This window comes from Herbiconiux daphne (genome assembly GCF_024979295.1).
GTDB lineage: Bacteria > Actinomycetota > Actinomycetes > Actinomycetales > Microbacteriaceae > Herbiconiux > Herbiconiux daphnes.
Window position 1 is genome coordinate 988,564 of sequence record NZ_JANLCJ010000001.1, and the last position, 16,976, is coordinate 1,005,539.

Genomic DNA, 16,976 nt, shown 5'->3' on the forward strand with positions numbered 1-16,976 from the left:
ACGAAAGTCGTTCTGTTGCTCTGTGAAGTAGTTTAGACAGCAGAGATGGTCCAGTCCTTCACCCTTATCGATGCCGCTTCGCTCGGCGACCTCAAGGTCTACCTCGGCCGCGCCGCACGGGTCGACAACGGGTCGGTTCGGCTGATCGGCGGCCTCGGTGTGCTCGCCGCCTACACGGCCGCCCTCACGCCCAAAGGTCTGCTCGATTCCACCCCGACGGTGCTCGGGCTGCGCACCTTCGCCCTCGCGAGCGCCGATCCGTTCGACGCCGTCGTCTCGATCCGGGCGCTGCTCGACCGGGTCGCCCAGCTGAGTGTGCTGAGCAACTCCGAGTCGGGCCCGATCGAGGTGCCCTTGCCGCCCTCGGAGTCGGGCATCGCCTGGGCCGGCATCAGCCCGCCGCGTGGCGGATGGGAGCCCGAGGGCACGCTGGGCGCCGAGGTGCTCGAGACCGCCGCCCGCGCGGGCATCGCCGAGGTCGCCGCCGCCGTTCCCGCCGACACCGGCGAACAACTCGTGCACCGCGTGCGGTCCGAGGTATGGGGGCGCGACCTGCCGGCGCTGCCCGACCTGCGGCCCGGCATCCCCGCCGGTGCCGCGTTCTGCGCGGTGAGTCTCGGCTTCGTCAAGGCCGACGACGACGTGTTGGTCTATCGCACCGGCCAGTGGCTGCGACTCACCATGAAGCGCGGCCATGTGCTCGTGCGGCGCTGACGACCCGCACGACGCTGACGACGCTGACGACGCTGACGACGGTCAGGGCCCGCCCGCGCGTTGGCGAGCCGGCTCGCCCGCCGGGGCTCCGCTACACCGACCGAGCGGCCGCCCGCCCGGCCTGCCGACCCGAGAACAGGCAGCCGCCGAGGAACGTGCCCTCGAGCGCGCGGTAACCGTGCATGCCGCCCCCGCCGAAGCCGCTGGCCTCGCCGGCCGCGAACAGGCCCTCGATCGGCTGGCCGTCGGGCGAGAGCGCCCGCCCGTCGAGATCGGTCTCGATGCCGCCGAGGCTCTTGCGGGTCAGGATGTGCAGCTTGACCGCGATGAGCGGTCCGGCCTTCGGGTCGAGCAGGCGGTGCGGCTTCGCGGCCCGGATGAGGCGGTCGCCCAGGTAGCGCCGGGCGCCGCGCACCGCCGTGATCTGCGCATCCTTCGTGAAGGTGTTCGCGATCTCGCGGTCGCGCGCGAACACCTCCCGGGTCACGAGCGCCGGGTCGAGCGGCCCGTCGGGCTCGAGCCGCGACATCCCGTGCAGCAGCTCCGGCAGCGTGTCGGCCACCACGAAGTCGACCCCGCGCTCCTTGAAGGCCTCCACCGGCCCGGGGGCGCCCGGGCGGATGCGCTGCGCCAGCAACCGCAGGTCTTTACCGGTCAGGTCGGGGTTCTGCTCACTGCCCGACAGCGCGAACTCCTTCTCGATGATCGCCTGAGTCAGCACGAACCAGCTGTAGTCGTAGCCCGTGCGCAGGATGTGCTCGAGCGTTCCCAGCGTGTCGAACCCCGGGAACAACGGCACCGGAAGGCGCGCGCCGGTCGCGTCGAGCCAGAGCGACGACGGGCCCGGAAGGATGCGGATGCCGTGCTGCGGCCACACCGGGTCGAAGTTCGTGATGCCCTCGGTGTAGTGCCACATGCGGTCGGTGTTCACCAATCGCGCCCCCGCGCGTTCGGTGATGCCGAGCATGCGCCCGTCGACGTGCGCGGGAACCCCCGAGAGCAGCGTCGCCGGCGCGGTGCCGTGCCGCGCGGGCCACATCTCGCGCACGAGGTCGTGGTTGCCGCCGATGCCGCCACTGGTCACGATGACGGCGCCGGCCGAGAGGGCGAATTCGCCGACCACCTCGCGCGAGCTCGACTCGCCGCGGGCGACCGGGCTCGGCTCCAGCACGCCGCCTCGCACGCCGGTCACGCGGGAACCCTCGGTGACGAGTTCGTCGACGCGGTGCCGGTGCAGCACGCGCGCCCGGCCCGCCGCCGCGGCGGCCTCGAAGCGCGCGACGAAGGGCGCCAGCACGCCCGGTCCGGTGCCCCAGGTGATGTGGAAGCGGGGAACCGAGTTGCCGTGCCCGTTCGCCGTGTACCCGCCGCGCTCGGCCCAGCCCACCACGGGAAAGAACCGCACCCCGCGCTCGTGCAGCCAGGCGCGCTTCTCGCCGGCGGCGAACTGCAGGTAGGCCTCGGCCCACTGTTTCGGCCAGTAGTCCTCGTCGCGGTCGAACCCGGCGCTGCCGAACCAGTCCTGGCGGGCGAGGTCGAGGGAGTCCTTCACCCGCATGCGCCGTTGCTCAGGGCTGTCGACGAGGAAGATGCCGCCGAACGACCACCAGGCCTGCCCGCCCAGGGATGCCGCCGGCTCCTGCTCGACGACGGTGACCCGCTGCCCGGAGTCGAGCACCTCGCACGCGGCCACGAGGCCCGCGAGCCCCGCACCCACGACGATCACGTCGGTCGATTCGTCAGCAGAGGTCATCCGGAACTCCTTTGTCGCGGGATGGGGTGCACGCCTCGCGGCGCCTTACTCCTCGAAAGTATTCACCATGGCGTGGGCGGCGCGCTCGAGGTAGTCCCAGAGCAGTTCGCGATCGAGCGGAGCGAGCCCGAGGGAATCGACCGCGACCCGCATGTGCGCGAGCCAGTGGTCGCGCGCTTCCGGGTTGACCTTGAACGGCATGTGGCGCATCCGCAGCCGCGGGTGACCCCGTTGCTCGCTGTAGGTGCCCGGGCCGCCCCAGTACTGCTCGAGAAACAGGGTGAGCCGCCCGATGGCGCCCTCCATGTCGTCGGCCGGGTACATCGGCTTCAGCACCTCGTCGGTCTCCACCCCACGGTAGAACTCGCGCACGAGCTTCACGAACGTCTCGTGACCGCCGACCTGCTCGAAGAACGGGTTCTCGGGCACCTTCGGGGTGATCTCCATCAGCTTTCGTCCTTCGGGGGCTGGGGTGCGCGGGTCGCCTTGGGCGCGCGGGGTGCGCGCGGCGACTTGGGTGCCTTGGCGAGGGCCTCGTTCGTGGCCTCGGTCGAGATCGGTTTCGTGCGCGGTGGCCGGGCGCCCTGCACGCTCGCAGCGCCCTCGAAGCCCGAGAGCACCACGGTGTTGAGCGACGGCAGCTTCACGTCGAGCTCGTCGAGGGCGCGCTTCAACCGGATGCGCAGCTCGCGGCCCACGTCGTCTTTCGCCGAGGTGCGGGTCTTCACCACGAGACGGATGACGAGGGCCTCGGCCGAGATCGACTCGAGCCCCCAGATCTCGGGTTTCTCGATGATGCGCGAGCGCCACTTGGCCTCGTTCGCCATCTCGACCGCGACGGAGAGCATGCGGTCTTGCACGGTCTCGATGTCGGCGTCGTAGGGAATGGCGAGGTCGATGATGACCCGCGCCCAGCCCTGCGACATGTTGCCCACCCGCAGGATCTCACCGTTGCGCACGAACCACAGGGTGCCGTTCACGTCGCGCACCTGGGTCACCCGGATGCCGACGGCCTCCACGACACCGGTGGCGGGGCCGAGGTCGACCACGTCGCCCACGCCGAGCTGGTCTTCGAACACCATGAAGAGGCCGTTGAGCACGTCTTTCACGATGTTCTGAGCGCCGAAACCGAGGCCGGCGCCGAGCGCCGCGGTGAGCAGTGCGAGCGAGCCGAGCACGCTGGGGTCGATCGTGTTGACCACCAGGATGATCGACACGATCACCACCGTGACGTTGATGATGTTCGTCAGCACCGTGCCGAGGGTGCGCGTGCGCTGCACGATGCGCACCGCGGCGAGCGGTGAGGCCGTCAGCGCCTGGGTGTCGGCGACGTTCTGCTTCTTCTTGACGCCCGAGACGACCTGGTCGACCAGCCGCCTGACCGTGAAGAGCAGGATGCCGCGGATGACGATCGCGGCGATGACGATGATGAGGATGCCGAGGGGCACCCGGTAGTCATGAAAGAACGAATTCAGATTCGCCCAGAACAGATTCCAATCCATATGTCCTCAAGCCTACGGGGCGACCCTTGGCAGACCCTTAGCGCTACCCCTGGTCGCGACGCTGAGCAGCCAGCGCGCGGTCGACCCCCGCGAGGTTCTCGATGATCAGGCGCCGCAGCGCCGGCGGCTGGTCGGTGTTGGCGTCGAGCCAGGCCTGGGTGGCGTCGCGCAGGGCCTGGTTCGCGAGCCCGGCCGGGTAGAGCCCGTTGATGACCGAGGCGGCGATGGCGTAGCTGCGGGTCTGCCAGAGCGTCACGAGCGAGTCGAAGTAGCGAGGCACGAGCGCCTCGAACAGGCTCGGGTCGATGGCACGCTGGAACCCCAGACCCGTCGCGCGCACGATGGCATTCGGCGCGGCATCCGTGTCGACCAGCGAGGCGAAGGCCGCCGCCTTGCCCTCCACCGTGGGGATGGCGGCGGTGGCGTGCGCCGCCGACTGCGCCCCGGATGCGGTGTTGTCGGCCTCGAGGGTCGCCGCGATCTCGTCGGGGCCGGCCTTGCCGCCCGCCACGAGCGCGATCAGCAACTCCCAGGTGAGGTCGGTGTCGATGTCGAGACCCTCGAGCATCACGGTGCCGTCGAAGAGGTGCTGCACGTTCTCGAGCTGCTCCTCGGTGCTGGCGAGGGCAGCGAAGAACTTCACGAACTGGAACTGGGCGTCGGAGCCCGGTGCGGCGTCGAGAGCGAGCCGCCAGAGCGTGTTCGCGGCGGCCTGCACGGTCTCGTCGCGCGCATCCGGAGCCACGTACTGCGTGGCCGTGAGCACGAGCTGCCCCAGCACCGTGCGCAGCGTGGTCGACTCGGTCTCGGTGGCGATGTTGCTGAGCACGAGGCGCGCGAAGTCGCGGCCGCTCCACTCGGCGTCGCGCGTGGCGTCCCAGGCCGAGCCCCAGACGAGGGAGCGCGCGAGCGGGCTCTCGATGGCGGCCAGGCGGTCGAGCGCCATGTCGAGCGAGTAGCCGTCGAGGCGGATCTTGGCGTAGGCGAGGTCGTCGTCGTTGAGCAGCACGAGCGTCGGCCGCTCCCGGCCCACCAGCTGCGGCACCTCGGTGCGCTCGCCGTCGACGTCGAGCTCCACCCGGTAGTCGCGCACGAGCTTGTCGCCCTCGATCACGTAGAAGCCGATCGCGAGCCGGTGCGGGCGGATCGTCGGGTAGTCGAGCGGCGCCTCCTGCACCACGGCGAACGAGGTGATCACGTCGTTCGCGTCGTATTCGATCGCCGGGCGGAGCGTGTTGACGCCGGCCGTCTCGAGCCACAGCTCCGACCACTCGGCGAGGTCGCGGCCGCTCGTCTTCTCGAGCTCGGTGAGCAGGTCGTTCAGCTCGGTGTTGCCGAACTGGTGCTTGTTCACGTAGGCGGCGACGCCGGCCATGAACTCCTTCTGGCCGACCCAGGCCACGAGCTGCTTCAGCACCGACGCGCCCTTGGCATAGGTGATGCCGTCGAAGTTCACCTGCACGTCTTCGAGGTCGTTGATCTGCGCGACGATCGGATGCGTCGACGGCAGCTGGTCCTGGCGGTAGGCCCAGCTCTTCTCCATGGCGGCGAACGTCGTCCACGCCTCTTTCCACTCGGTGGCCTCGGCGGTGGCGAGCGTCGACATGTATTCGGCGAACGACTCGTTGAGCCAGAGGTCGTTCCACCAGCGCATGGTGACGAGGTCGCCGAACCACATGTGCGCGAGTTCGTGCAGGATCGTGACCACGCGCCGCTCGCGCACCGCCTCGGTGACCTTGGAGCGGAACACGTAGGTCTCGGTGAAGGTCACCGCGCCCGCGTTCTCCATCGCCCCGGCGTTGAACTCGGGCACGAAGAGCTGGTCGTACTTGGCGAACGGGTAGGGGAAGTCGTAGTGCTTCTCATAGAACTCGAAGCCCTCGCGGGTCTTGTCGAAGATGTAGTCGGCATCCATGTACTGCGACAGGGATGCCCGGCTGAAGACGCCGAGGGCGATCTCGCGGCCGTCGGCACTCGTGAGCGACGAGCGCTCCACGATGTAGGGGCCCGCCACGATCGCCGTGATGTACGACGAGATGCGCGGGGTGGGCTCGAAGCTCCAGGTGGCGGTCGAGTCGGCGCCCTTGACGGGCTCGGGGGTGGGGGAGTTCGACACGACCTCCCAGTAGTCGGGTGCCGTGACCGTGAAGGTGAAGGTGGCCTTGAGGTCGGGCTGCTCGAACACCGCGAACATGCGGCGGGAGTCGGGCACCTCGAACTGGCTGTAGAGGTAGACCTCGTCGTCGACCGGGTCGACGAATCGGTGCAGGCCCTCGCCGGTGTTCGTGTAGAACATGTCGGCGTCCACCACGAGCACGTTCTCGGCGGCGAGACCGTCGAGCTGGATGCGGATGCCGTCGCTCACCTCGGCCGGGTCGAGCTCGGTGCCGTTCAGCGTCACCGCGTGCACCGTCGAGGTGATGGCGTCGATGAACGTCGAGGCGCCCTCGGAGGCCGTGAACACGACCGTCGTGGTGCTGCGGAACGTCTCGGCACCGGTCGTGAGGTCGAGAACGACGTCGTAGCTCTCGGTCTGAACGAGCGCGGCACGTTCTTGGGCTTCCAGGCGGGTGAGGTTTTCTCCAGGCACTTTCTGCTCTCCTTCTGATCCGTCGCGGGTTCGCCACGACTGGCGCAATCAGCCTAGTAGGGCAGACGGGAATGGCCTCGGGCGTTCTGTGGTTCGATCGCAGTATGACAACTGAGAAGACCGTGGTCGATTTCTGGTTCGACCCGTCGTGCCCGTGGGCCTGGATGACCTCCCGCTGGGTCGACGAGGTGGCGGAGCACCGCGACCTCGACGTCACCTGGCACATCATGAGCCTCGCCGTGCTCAACGAGAACACCGACGTCTCGGAGGAGTACCGCGCCTTCTTCCCGCGTGCCCTGCGCTACACGCGCCTCGTCGCCGCGGCGGCCGAGCTACACGGCCAGCAGATCGTGAAGCCGCTCTACGACGCGCTCGGCACGCGCATCCACCCGGGCGGCAGCACCGACGCCGACACCGTGATCGCCGAGGCGCTCGCCGAGGTGGGGCTGCCCGCCGAGTTCGCCGGCTACGCCGACTCCGACGAGTTCGACCCGCAGATGCGCGCCTCGCACTTCGACGGCATCGATCGGGTGGGTCAGGATGTCGGCACCCCTGTCATATCGGTGAACGGCGTCGCGTTCTTCGGCCCCGTGATCAGCCCCGCGCCCACGGGTGAGGTGGCCCTCACCCTCTGGGACGGCGTGGTGGCCGCGGCCTCCTACGACGGCTTCTTCGAGCTCAAGCGCTCCCGCACCCGCGGCCCCCAGTTCTAACCTCCGCCGAGTTGCGCCGAAGTGACCTATCCCGCACGCGGGATGGTCACTTCGGCGCAACTCGAGGAGACCGTAAACTCGGGGCATGCGCATTCACATCGGCACCGATCATGCCGGGCTCGATTTCAGTCGTCACATCACCGAGCACCTGAGTGCCGCCGGCCACGAGGTCGTCTACCACGGGCCGGAGAGCTACGACCCGATCGACGACTACCCCTCGTTCTGCATCAACGCGGCACACGCCGTGGTGCGCGACCAGGAGGCCGGCGTCGAGTCGCTCGGCGTGGTGTTCGGCGGGTCGGGCAACGGTGAGCAGATCTCGGCCAACAAGGTGCGCGGCGTGCGCGCCGCACTGGTGTGGAACGAGGCCACGGCCAAGCTCGCCCGCCAGCACAACGACGCCAACGTCATCTCGATCGGCGCGCGCCAGCACACCGTCGAGGAGGCCACGCAGCTGATCGACTTCTTCGTGAACGAGCCGTTCTCGCTCGAGGAGCGCCACGTGCGCCGCATCGCGCAGATCGCCGAGTACGAGGCGACCGGATCGATCACCGACCGGGTCGTCGACGCCTGATCATGCCCGAGGGTCATTCCGTCCACCGGATCGCGCGGCAGTTCGCGCGCAACTTCGTCGGTCACCGTGTGGCGGCCAGCTCGCCGCAGGGCCGGTTCGCCGAGGGCGCCTCGCTCATCGACGGACGCACGATGACCGCGTCACGGGCGGTCGGCAAGCAGATGTTCCTCGAGTTCGACCATGAACTGTGGTTGCGGGTGCACCTCGGCATGTACGGCGCGTGGGACTTCGCTGGCGACATCACCACCGACGCCACCATCCGCTCCGCCTCGGGCCGCATGGGGCAGACGAACCAGCGCGGCACCGTTCTCGGCGCCCAGGCCGAAGGGTCGGAAGCCGAGATCGCGGTCGCGGGCGAGAACGCCACCGCCGCGGCATCCGGAGTCTCGCTCGACGACGTCGACGGGGAGGACTCGGTGCAGAGCATCGGGGCGCCCCGCCGCGCCCGGCTGCGGATGGCCGAGCAGGAGAAGGTGGGCGACGACTACGCGACCTTTCCGCCCGAGCCCGTGGGCCAGGTGCGGGTGCGGCTGCTGACCGAAACGGCCGTCGCTGACCTGCGCGGTCCGACCGCGTGCGAGGTGCTGTCGCCCGAGCAGGTGGCCGCGGTGATCGGCAAGCTCGGGCCCGACCCGCTCGTCGACGACACGCCGCAGGCCGAAGACGACTTCGTCGCCGCCGTCACGAAGAAGCCCACGCCCATCGGGCTGCTTCTGATGGACCAATCGGTGGTGAGCGGCATCGGCAACGTCTACCGGGCCGAGCTGTTGTTCCGCGCGCGACTCAACCCGCACACCCCCGGCAAGCTCGTGCCCGCCGACACCGTGCGCGCGATCTGGCGCGACTGGACCCACCTGCTCGGCCTCGGCGTGCGCACCGGCCAGATGATGACGATGGACGGCCTCGACGACCCCGCCTACGCCAAGGCGATGGCGAATCGCGCCGACCGGCACTGGGTCTACAAGCGCGAAGGCCTGCCGTGCCGCATCTGCGGAACGAACATCGTGATGGAGGAGATGGGCGGCCGCAAGCTCTACTGGTGCCCCGTGGATCAGGCCTGACGTGCGCGAGAACAGATCGTTCGCCCTCACCGACCCCGACGACGTCGCCCAGCTCATCCGGGAGAACCCGTGGGCCACGATCGTGAGCTCGACCTCCGACGGGCTCGTCGCCTCGCACTACCCCGTGCTGCTCGACGAGTCGGCCGAGGGGCTCGCCATCGTGAGCCACGTCGGGCGGCCCGACGAAGAGCTGCACGAGTGGGGCGAGCACGAGGTGCTGGTCATCATCCAGGGCCCGCACGGCTACATCTCGCCCGGCTGGTACGACGCGAAGCCCGCGGTGCCCACCTGGAACTTCGTGACCGCACACCTCTACGGTGTGCCCGAACTCCTTCCGGCCGACGAGAACCTCCGGGTGCTCGAACGCCTGGTCGATCACTTCGAAGACCGGATGCCGCATCCCCGGCGCATGCGCGGAACCCTCGAGAACTCGGCCTATGCCGACCGCATCAGCGCCGGCACCGTCGGGTTCCGGCTGCCCGTGACCCGGTTCACGGCCAAGCGGAAGATGAGCCAGAACCGGCCCGACGAGACCGTGGCGCGCATCGTGGGCGAGCTCGAGGGCTCGGGCCCCTACGCGAGCGGGGAGCTCGCGAGCGAGATGCGACGGGCGAACCCGGGCGTGTTCGGGGCCGGAGGGGTCGGAGCGGCGGGCGCGGATGTCGCGGCCGGAGCGGCCGGAGCGGCTGGAGCCGCCGGAGCGCCCGGTTCGGAGCGCGGGAGCGCGGGGTGACGGGTTCACTGCGGCTGCTCGGCGGGCGCTTGCCCGGCGAGGACGGGCTGGTCGATGTCTCGATCGTCGACGGCGTGATCGTGGCGATCGACGCCCGCGGCGCCAGCGACGGCGGTGCCCCGGCGGCGTCAGCGCCGGCGCCCGCGCAGCGAACGGCTGCGCCTTCGCCCCGCGATGCCGAGCACATCGATCTCGGCGGCCGCTTTCTCGTTCCCGGCCTGTGGGACAACCACGTGCACTTCAGCCAGTGGGCGGCCGTCTCCCGCCGCCTCGACGTGTCGGCGGCGGGTTCCGCGGCCGAGACGGCGCAACTCGTGCTCCAGGCCTGCCGCGCCGCGGCCGACGGCGCGTCCGGCGCCGCCGGCGGGGTCGGCACCTCGCCGGGCGCGATGATCGTGGGGTTCGGATTCCGCGACGGACTGTGGGCCGACGAGCCGACCGCCGCCGTGCTCGACGCCGTCGCCGGCCCGCGGCCGGTCGTGCTGGTGTCGGGCGACCTGCACTGCGTGTGGCTCAACTCGGCCGCGCTCGCGCAGTTCGGCCGCGCCGGGCATCCCACGGGCGTGCTGCGTGAGGAAGAGGCCTTCGCCGTGCATCGCGCCCTCGACGATGTGCCGGCCGAGACGGTCGACGGATGGGCGCTCGACGCCGCCCGCGCGGCCGCCGCCCGCGGGGTGGTGGGCATCGTCGACCTCGAGATGGCCTGGAACCCGGAGGTCTGGTCGCGCCGAGCCGCCGCCGGCCACGACCTGCTCCGGGTGGAGTTCGGCGTCTACCCCCAACACCTCGACCGGGCCGTCGCCGAGGGTCTGCGCACCGGTGCGCCGCTCGTGCGCGCCGGCGGCACGGACGACGACCTCATCCACGTGGGGCCGTTCAAGGTCATCACCGACGGGTCGCTCAACACCCGAACCGCCTTCTGCTTCGACGAATACCCCGGCCTCGAGGGGCGCGCCGACTCCCACGGCCTGCTCACCGTCGCGCCCGACGAGCTGCGGGCGCTGCTCGAACGGGCGGTGGCCGCGGGATTCGTGCCGGCCGTGCACGCCATCGGCGACCACGCCAACCGCCTCACGCTCGACGCCTTCGAGGCCCTCGGCGGCGGCGGATCGCTCGAGCACGCCCAACTGCTGGCCGAGACCGACCTGCCGCGCTTCGGGCAGCTCGGCGTGACCGCGAGCGTGCAGCCCGAGCACGCGATGGACGACCGCGACGTCGCCGACCGCTACTGGGCCGGCCGCACCGGCCGGTCGTTCGCCCTCGCGAGCCTGCTCGCGGCCGGGGCGACCCTCGCCCTCGGCTCCGACGCCCCCGTGGCGCCGCTCGACCCGTGGGTGATGATGGCGGCCGCCGTGGGGCGAGCCCGCGACGGGCGTGAGCCGTGGCATCCGGAGCAGCGCATCACGGCCGCTGATGCTCTCGCGGCGTCGGCTCGGGGTCGCGATCGGGTGCGTGTGGGCGATGTGGCCGACCTGGCGGTGACGGATGCCGACCCGCTCGCGTCTTCGGCCGAGTCGCTCCGCCACATGCCCGTAGCCCTCACGCTGCTCGCCGGCCGCGCCACCCACCGCGCTCTCTGACCGCAACCCCGCACCGCTGCCGCGGCGCAACCCCGCCGTGGTCGCAGAAACGGCTCCCCGACCGAGGTCGGAGAGCCGTTTGCGCGACCGCGTGAGCGGGCGAAGGGAGGAGAACTACGCGGCGATGTGGGCGAAGAGGAACCAGCGGTCTTTGTCGAGGCCGCGAGCGATCTCGATGGCGACGTCCTGCGAGGTCGCGTCGATCTCGCCGAGTTCTTTCACGGCCTTGTTGACGACGGCGAGCGCCACGTCGATCTGCTCGATGATGGTGGCGATCGTGGCATCCGACTTCTGGAAGCCGGCCGGCATCTTCGTGGCGGTGGTCTTCTCGGCCACCGTCTGGATGCGGGCGTCGATCGGCAGGCCCAGGGCGACGACACGCTCGGCGGCGGTGTCGGCGTAGTCCTGCGCGTGGTCGACGACCAGGTCGAGCAGCTCGTGCACACCGATGAAGTTCGACCCGCGCACGTGCCAGTGCGCCTGCTTGCCGTTCACGGCGAGGGCCTGGAGTTCGATGACCACCGGGCCGAGGAACTGGGCCGCTGCGGCGGCGACATCCGGGCTCGTGGTGCTGGTGGGGGTGGTGATTACTTCAGTCATGGGGGTGTCCTTCCGATTCCCTGTGACTCAACGCTACTCAGCCACGAATGTTCCGCAAGCAAGCTGAGGCTCGGCTAAATAGCTACTTCTCGGGGTACGGAGCGCGGAAGTAGGCGTTCGAGTTCGGCAGGAACATGGCGATCAGGGCCACCAGCAGCACGAGCGCGTGGGCGATGGCGACGCCCGGGTTGCTCTGGAACTCCCAGATCACGCCGATGAGGCCGAGCACGCCGAGGATGGTCAGCGCGTTGCGTGCCCAGACCTTGCCGCGCAGCATGAACACCGAGCACACGATGCGGAACACGGCGAGCGCCGCGATCAGGATGCCGAGAGCGACGAGCACACCGACCGTGGCCACGGCTCCGTCGTTCTCGAGGCCGACGACGGCGGTCACGAGAACCGCGCCGGCGATGATCAGGATGCCGTTGACGATGCCCAGCACGGCCTCGGCGAGCCAGAGCCAGAACGAGAGCTTGGTCTCCCACGGAGCGGCCTGCAGCGCGGTCTCTCCGGTGAACTCGGGGCCGGACAACTCTGATTCGGACATGGCGCGCCTTTCAAACGGGTCGACGGTCGGTGACCCGAGACTATCGGTCGTCCCAGCCGGTCTCGGGCGTGGCGCAGGTGTTGCGGAAAACGTATTGCGACGGAAGGCGGCGCTCGTGACTCGACCAGTCGATGGCGGGTCGTTGCTGGTCGGCGGGCAGGTAGCCGAGCCGATAGACGGCCATCAGCTCGAGGTCGTCGGGCACCCCGAGCAGGGTCTCGATCTCGGCCCAGCGACCGGGCGCCTCCATCGGGAACGAGACGAACTGGATGCCCATGCCGAGCTCCACCGTGGCGAGCCAGACGTTCTCCATGGCCGCGCCCATGCTGAAGACGGAGTAGAACGACGACAGCTCACCGGGCCGGTATTCGGCGCGATCCAGCATCACGCCGATCAGCAGCGGAGACCCCGCCACGAGTCTGCGGTTCTCCTCGCCGAGCGTCTGGGGCACCCGGAAGGCGTTCATCATCTTCTGCCCGCGCGCGGTGAACACCTGTTTCGTGAACGGCCGCAGCGGCGCGGGCAGCTTGTCGAAGAGCATCCCGCTCCTCTTCTCCTGCATCTCGGCGGCGCTGAACCGGAAATAGGGCTTGTAGCGCTCGAAGAAGGTGCCGTTCGACATCGCCTCGGTCATGCTCTCGCCGCTGATGCCGGCGATCGTCTCGATCGTCGGCCGGTCGTCAATGAGCACGAAGCGCCAGGGCTGACTGTTCAGCTGCGAGGGCGCGCGCCCGGCGACCTCCATCAGCAGCCGCTGGTGCTCGGCCGACACGGGGTCGGGCCGGAAGGGGCCGTTCGTGGTCTTGCGCCGGCGCACGACGTCGAGGAATTGCATGCCCATCACCTCCGCGAGAGAACGAGGCTCGCGGCGTAGAACGGTGCCGCGGTCGCCGCGATCAACACATGGCCGCGGGTGCGGGCGCTCACCCGGGGGATGGCCGCCAGGGGAGCGGCGGCCGGCACGAGCACCCACGCCGCCCGGTTGTCGCCCCGGTGCCAGAGCAGCGAGCTCACGGCGGCCCCCGAGAGCAGCGAGGTCGTGATGTAGACGGCGTGATGCACCCACCGGATGCGCCGGGTGTCGATCACCCGGGCCGCGACGGCGGCGCCGAGTGCGCAGTTGGCGAGGTAGCTCGCTGCGGCCGCGATGAACAGCGGGCGAGGGCTCATGTCGCCAGAATACGCGAGGTGCGCCGATTTTCCTGGTGCCCCGCACCCGTTCGGTGCCACACTGACGAAGGTGACGAATCTTCCTCCGGGCGAAGGCCAGACACCGAAATCCGACGACGACGGCGCTGTTCCGCCGGCATCCGCGACACCTCCGGTGCCCCCGATTCCTCCGGTGCCTCCCGTGCCGCCCGCACCTCCCGTGCCGCCGGTCGCTCCTCCCGCGGCGCCTCAGCAGTCTCCCGCCTACGGCAGCCATGTCTCACCGCCGCCACCCGGATACGGCCCGCCCCCCGGCGCCTACGGGCAGCCGCCGCAGTACGCGGGCCCGCCCTCGACGCCTCCGCCCGCCGGGAACGGGCTGGCCATCGCCGCCGTCATCGTGGGCGGCGTCGCCTTCATCGGAGCCTTCATCCCCTTCCTCAACTGGGGCGTGTGGTTCGTCGCCCTCGTCGGACTCGTGCTCGGCATCATCGCCCTCGTGCGCAAGAGCCGCAGCAAGGGCCTCGCCCTCACCGGCACGATCCTGTCGGGGGTCGCCCTCATCCTCAGCATCGTGCTCGCGGTGGTCTACACGGTGATCTTCTTCGCCGCGGCGGTGAACGACGCCGCCGAGAACCCGTTGATCACGCCGGTGCCCGCCGAACCGCTGCCGAGCGAAGCGCCCGACGACGAGACCACGGCCCCCGCGCCCGACGACCCCTCCGGCGACGTCATCGCGGCCGGCTTCGGCCAGGTCGTCACCTACGACGACGGCATGCAGATCACGGTGAGCGAGCCCACCCCGTTCACGCCCTCGGATGTCGCGGCCGGAGCCGATCAGGCCGTGAACCTGTCGTTCACCGTCACGATCTTCAACGGCACCGCCGTCGATTTCGATCCGTTCCCCATCTCGACGGTGACGTCGGGCGGCGTCGACGGCAGCCTGATCGTCGACTCCGACAACGGCATGGAAGGGCTGCCGCCCGTCGACACCATCCCGCCCGGGCAGACGCTCACCTTCGTCGAGGGCTACTCCCTGGCCGGGGCGACCGGCATCGTCTACGACATCGCCCCCGGGTTCGAATACACCACGGCGAGCTTCAGCAACTGACCGCTACCCGTGACCTGCACACCGCTCGGCCGGGCGGGTCGGGCGCGCGTCGCGGGCACGTCACGTCGCCCCGATACACTCCCTCCATGAAACTGCGCGTCATCCTGACAAGTCTCGCCCTCGTCGCCCTGGCCGGAGGGGCCACCGGATGCGCCGCCGACGCGGCGGGATCGTCCGGCCCGTCGTCAGCAGGCGCCGAGGTCGAGGCCATGAAGATCGTCTGCCGCGATCTCACCCCGGGCGCCCTGACGGCGCTGCAGCAGGGGCTCGACGCGGGAGTGACGATCGATTCGGTCTCGGCGACGCCGGCATCGGAGACGAGCTGGTTCGTGGTCGCCGCCCTCGGCGCCGATCGCACGACGGCGGCGTGGTTCACCACCGACGACCCCTCGACCGCGGATGCCGCCACCTACCAGGCGGTCGACGCCACCGCGGTCGACGTGTCGGCGTTCGGCCAGGTGGAGGGTCTGGATGCCGAGGCGGCGGGCCTGGATCACGCCCGCCAGTGCCAGACGGGTTCGAGCGAAGTCGGGCCCTGAGTGGTAATCGGGCCCTGAGCGTGCGACGGGGCCGCAGGACCCGGCCGCCATGGAGGGGATGACGGGAATCGAACCCGCGTGATCAGTTTGGAAGACTGAGGCTCTACCATTGAGCTACATCCCCGCGCGGGGTGGAATCACCCCAGGCACCCGAACATCGTAGTACAGCTTGACGGGCGCTGTGTGACGGCCCCGAAGCGTGCACTAGACTTGCGGGGGCCAATTCGCCGCCGGGGCGTAGCTCAGCTTGGCTAGAGCGCCCGCTTTGGGAGCGGGAGGTCGCAGGTTCGAATCCTGTCGCCCCGACACGACTTGATTCGCACAATCAAAACCATCAGGAGATACCCCAACGTGAAGACCACGGTCGAAAAGCTCAGCCCCACGCGTGTGAAGATCGCGATCTTCGTCACCCCGGAAGAACTGAAGCCCAGCATCGAGCACGCCTACGGCCACATCGCCGAGCAGATCAACATCCCCGGCTTCCGCAAGGGCAAGGTGCCGCCGCCCATCATCAACCAGCGCGTCGGCAAAGAGGCCGTGCTCGAGCACGCCGTCAACGACGGCCTCGACAGCTTCTACCGTGCCGCGGTGACCGAGAACGAGCTGCGCCCGCTCGGCCGCCCGCAGGCCGACATCGTCGAGTGGCCGAAGGCCGACGACTTCTCGGGCGACCTCGAGCTCGCCATCGAGGTCGACGTGCGCCCCGACATCGACCTGCCCGACTACGAGGGCTTCGAGGTCACCGTCGAGCCCGCCGTGGTCGACGACGCCGATGTCGACGCCGAGCTCGAGAACCTGCGCAGCCGCTTCGGCACGCTCGTCACGGTCGACCGCCCGGCCAAGACCGGCGACTTCGCCCAGCTCGACCTCGTCGCCACCGTCGACGACGTCGAGGTCGACACCGCTTCGGGCATCTCCTACGAGATCGGCTCGGGCGAGCTGCTCGAGGGCATCGACGAGGCCCTCGACACCCTCACCGCCGGTGAGACCACCACCTTCGAGGCCCCGCTGCTCGGCGGCGACTACGCCGGTCGCGACGCACTGGTCACCGTCACGCTCAACTCCGTGAAAGAGCGCGAGCTGCCCGACGCCGACGACGACTTCGCCCAGATCGCCAGCGAGTTCGACACGCTCGACGAGCTGAAGAACTCGCTCAAGGAGCAGGTCGAGAAGCAGAAGGCCTTCGGCCAGGCATCCGAAGCCCGCACCAAGATCGTCGAGAGCCTGCTCGAGAAGGTCGACATCCCGGTTCCGCCGGCGTTGATCGAAGACGAGGTGCACCGTCACCTCGAGAGCGAGAACCGCCTCGAAGACGACGAGCACCGCGCCGAGGTCACCGAGTCGAGCGAGAACACGTTCAAGACGCAGATCCTGCTCGACGCGGTCGTCGACAAAGAAGAGGTCAAGGTCTCGCAAGACGAGCTCACGCAGTACCTCGTGCAGTCCTCGGCCCAGTACGGCATGGACCCGAACGAGTTCGTGAAGATCCTCTCCGAGTCGAACCAGATCCCCGCCATGGTGGCCGAGGTCGCCCGCAACAAGGCGCTCGCGATCGTGCTGTCGAAGGCGAAGGTCGTCGACACCAACGGCAAGCCCGTCGACATCAGCGAGTTCACGGTGCTCGCGGCCGACGACGAGGGCGAGAACCTGCTCGACGCCGAGGCGGCCGACGAGCACGCCGGTCACGACCACGCGGGTCACTCGCACTGAGCGACTCCCTGAAGAAGGGCCCCCATCCGGTGACGGATGCGGGGCCCTTCGTCGTTCCCCACTCTGCCGACGGCGAACACGGGCACCGATGCACGTTCGA

17 protein-coding genes and 2 tRNA genes are annotated in these 16,976 nt (G+C 69.7%); 10 read left to right on the top strand and 9 right to left on the bottom strand.

What is annotated here, in order from left to right; translation table 11 throughout:
- Positions 1-45: 45 nt before the first annotated feature.
- Positions 46-714 (top strand): hypothetical protein, encoded by a 669-nt coding sequence (locus N1032_RS04960; protein WP_259537834.1) that lies wholly within the window; start codon positions 46-48, stop codon positions 712-714.
- Positions 715-805: 91 nt separating this feature from the next.
- Here the strand turns inward: N1032_RS04960 and N1032_RS04965 are convergent, their stop codons facing one another.
- From N1032_RS04965 to pepN, 4 genes are read right to left on the bottom strand one after another with little or no spacing between them, the layout of a single operon-like run.
- Entirely contained in the window at positions 806-2,467 is a 1,662-nt protein-coding gene (locus N1032_RS04965) for an FAD-binding dehydrogenase (protein WP_259537835.1), read from the bottom strand.
- A 45-nt stretch (positions 2,468-2,512) separates the two neighbouring features.
- Positions 2,513-2,914 carry a globin gene (locus N1032_RS04970; protein WP_259537836.1) on the bottom strand — a complete coding sequence of 134 codons (402 nt, stop codon included), beginning with the start codon at positions 2,912-2,914 and terminating at the stop codon, positions 2,513-2,515.
- Positions 2,914-3,969 (bottom strand): mechanosensitive ion channel family protein, encoded by a 1,056-nt coding sequence (locus tag N1032_RS04975; RefSeq protein ID WP_259537837.1) that lies wholly within the window; start codon positions 3,967-3,969, stop codon positions 2,914-2,916. Before N1032_RS04975 ends, N1032_RS04970 begins: the two co-directional genes overlap by 1 nt.
- Positions 3,970-4,012: 43 nt before the next feature.
- The gene (gene pepN / locus N1032_RS04980) at positions 4,013-6,559 is read right to left on the bottom strand and encodes an aminopeptidase N (protein ID WP_259537838.1); all 2,547 of its coding nucleotides are present in this window, start codon (positions 6,557-6,559) and stop codon (positions 4,013-4,015) included.
- Positions 6,560-6,663: 104 nt separating this feature from the next.
- Here pepN and N1032_RS04985 point away from each other — a divergent pair, with 104 nt between their 5' ends.
- The 5 genes from N1032_RS04985 to N1032_RS05005 all read left to right on the top strand — a co-directional run bounded on the left by N1032_RS04985 (position 6,664) and on the right by N1032_RS05005 (position 11,220).
- On the top strand, positions 6,664-7,272 hold the full coding sequence (locus tag N1032_RS04985) for a mycothiol-dependent nitroreductase Rv2466c family protein (RefSeq protein ID WP_259537839.1): 609 nt from the start codon (positions 6,664-6,666) through the stop codon (positions 7,270-7,272).
- A gap of 85 nt (positions 7,273-7,357) precedes the next feature.
- The gene (locus N1032_RS04990) at positions 7,358-7,846 is read left to right on the top strand and encodes a ribose-5-phosphate isomerase (protein ID WP_259537840.1); all 489 of its coding nucleotides are present in this window, start codon (positions 7,358-7,360) and stop codon (positions 7,844-7,846) included.
- Positions 7,847-7,848: 2 nt separating this feature from the next.
- Positions 7,849-8,907: an Fpg/Nei family DNA glycosylase gene (locus N1032_RS04995; protein WP_259537841.1), complete on the top strand. Its 1,059-nt coding sequence runs from the start codon at positions 7,849-7,851 to the stop codon at positions 8,905-8,907.
- Position 8,908: 1 nt separating this feature from the next.
- Positions 8,909-9,640, top strand: a complete 732-nt coding sequence (locus N1032_RS05000) for an FMN-binding negative transcriptional regulator (RefSeq protein ID WP_259537842.1) — start codon at positions 8,909-8,911, stop codon at positions 9,638-9,640.
- The gene (locus N1032_RS05005; protein ID WP_259537843.1) at positions 9,637-11,220 is read left to right on the top strand and encodes an amidohydrolase family protein; all 1,584 of its coding nucleotides are present in this window, start codon (positions 9,637-9,639) and stop codon (positions 11,218-11,220) included. The genes N1032_RS05000 and N1032_RS05005 overlap by 4 nt, the downstream gene beginning before the upstream one ends.
- A gap of 114 nt (positions 11,221-11,334) precedes the next feature.
- On the opposite strand, the gene N1032_RS05010 is transcribed toward N1032_RS05005, so the two are convergent.
- The 4 genes from N1032_RS05010 to N1032_RS05025 all read right to left on the bottom strand — a co-directional run bounded on the left by N1032_RS05010 (position 11,335) and on the right by N1032_RS05025 (position 13,537).
- On the bottom strand, positions 11,335-11,820 hold the full coding sequence (locus N1032_RS05010; RefSeq protein WP_259537844.1) for a Dps family protein: 486 nt from the start codon (positions 11,818-11,820) through the stop codon (positions 11,335-11,337).
- Between the two features lie 82 nt (positions 11,821-11,902).
- Positions 11,903-12,367, bottom strand: coding sequence for a hypothetical protein (locus N1032_RS05015; RefSeq protein WP_259537845.1), 465 nt, complete (start codon positions 12,365-12,367; stop codon positions 11,903-11,905).
- 40 nt (positions 12,368-12,407) lie between these two features.
- Entirely contained in the window at positions 12,408-13,202 is a 795-nt protein-coding gene (locus N1032_RS05020) for a nitroreductase family protein (protein WP_259537846.1), read from the bottom strand.
- 5 nt (positions 13,203-13,207) lie between these two features.
- A complete protein-coding gene (locus tag N1032_RS05025) occupies positions 13,208-13,537 on the bottom strand; it encodes a hypothetical protein (RefSeq protein ID WP_259537847.1) in 330 nt (109 codons plus the stop codon).
- Between the two features lie 70 nt (positions 13,538-13,607).
- Between N1032_RS05025 and N1032_RS05030 the strand changes: the two genes are divergently transcribed.
- Positions 13,608-14,627 carry a DUF4190 domain-containing protein gene (locus N1032_RS05030; RefSeq protein WP_259537849.1) on the top strand — a complete coding sequence of 340 codons (1,020 nt, stop codon included), beginning with the start codon at positions 13,608-13,610 and terminating at the stop codon, positions 14,625-14,627.
- A gap of 86 nt (positions 14,628-14,713) precedes the next feature.
- Positions 14,714-15,166, top strand: a complete 453-nt coding sequence (locus tag N1032_RS05035) for a hypothetical protein (RefSeq protein WP_259537850.1) — start codon at positions 14,714-14,716, stop codon at positions 15,164-15,166.
- Positions 15,167-15,216: 50 nt separating this feature from the next.
- Here the strand turns inward: N1032_RS05035 and N1032_RS05040 are convergent.
- Positions 15,217-15,290 (bottom strand) — tRNA-Gly (locus N1032_RS05040).
- 107 nt (positions 15,291-15,397) lie between these two features.
- Between N1032_RS05040 and N1032_RS05045 the strand changes: the two genes are divergently transcribed.
- Positions 15,398-15,472: transfer RNA gene (locus N1032_RS05045), tRNA-Pro, on the top strand.
- A 45-nt stretch (positions 15,473-15,517) separates the two neighbouring features.
- Positions 15,518-16,876 carry a trigger factor gene (gene tig, locus N1032_RS05050; protein WP_310795919.1) on the top strand — a complete coding sequence of 453 codons (1,359 nt, stop codon included), beginning with the start codon at positions 15,518-15,520 and terminating at the stop codon, positions 16,874-16,876.
- Positions 16,877-16,976 lie beyond the last annotated feature (100 nt).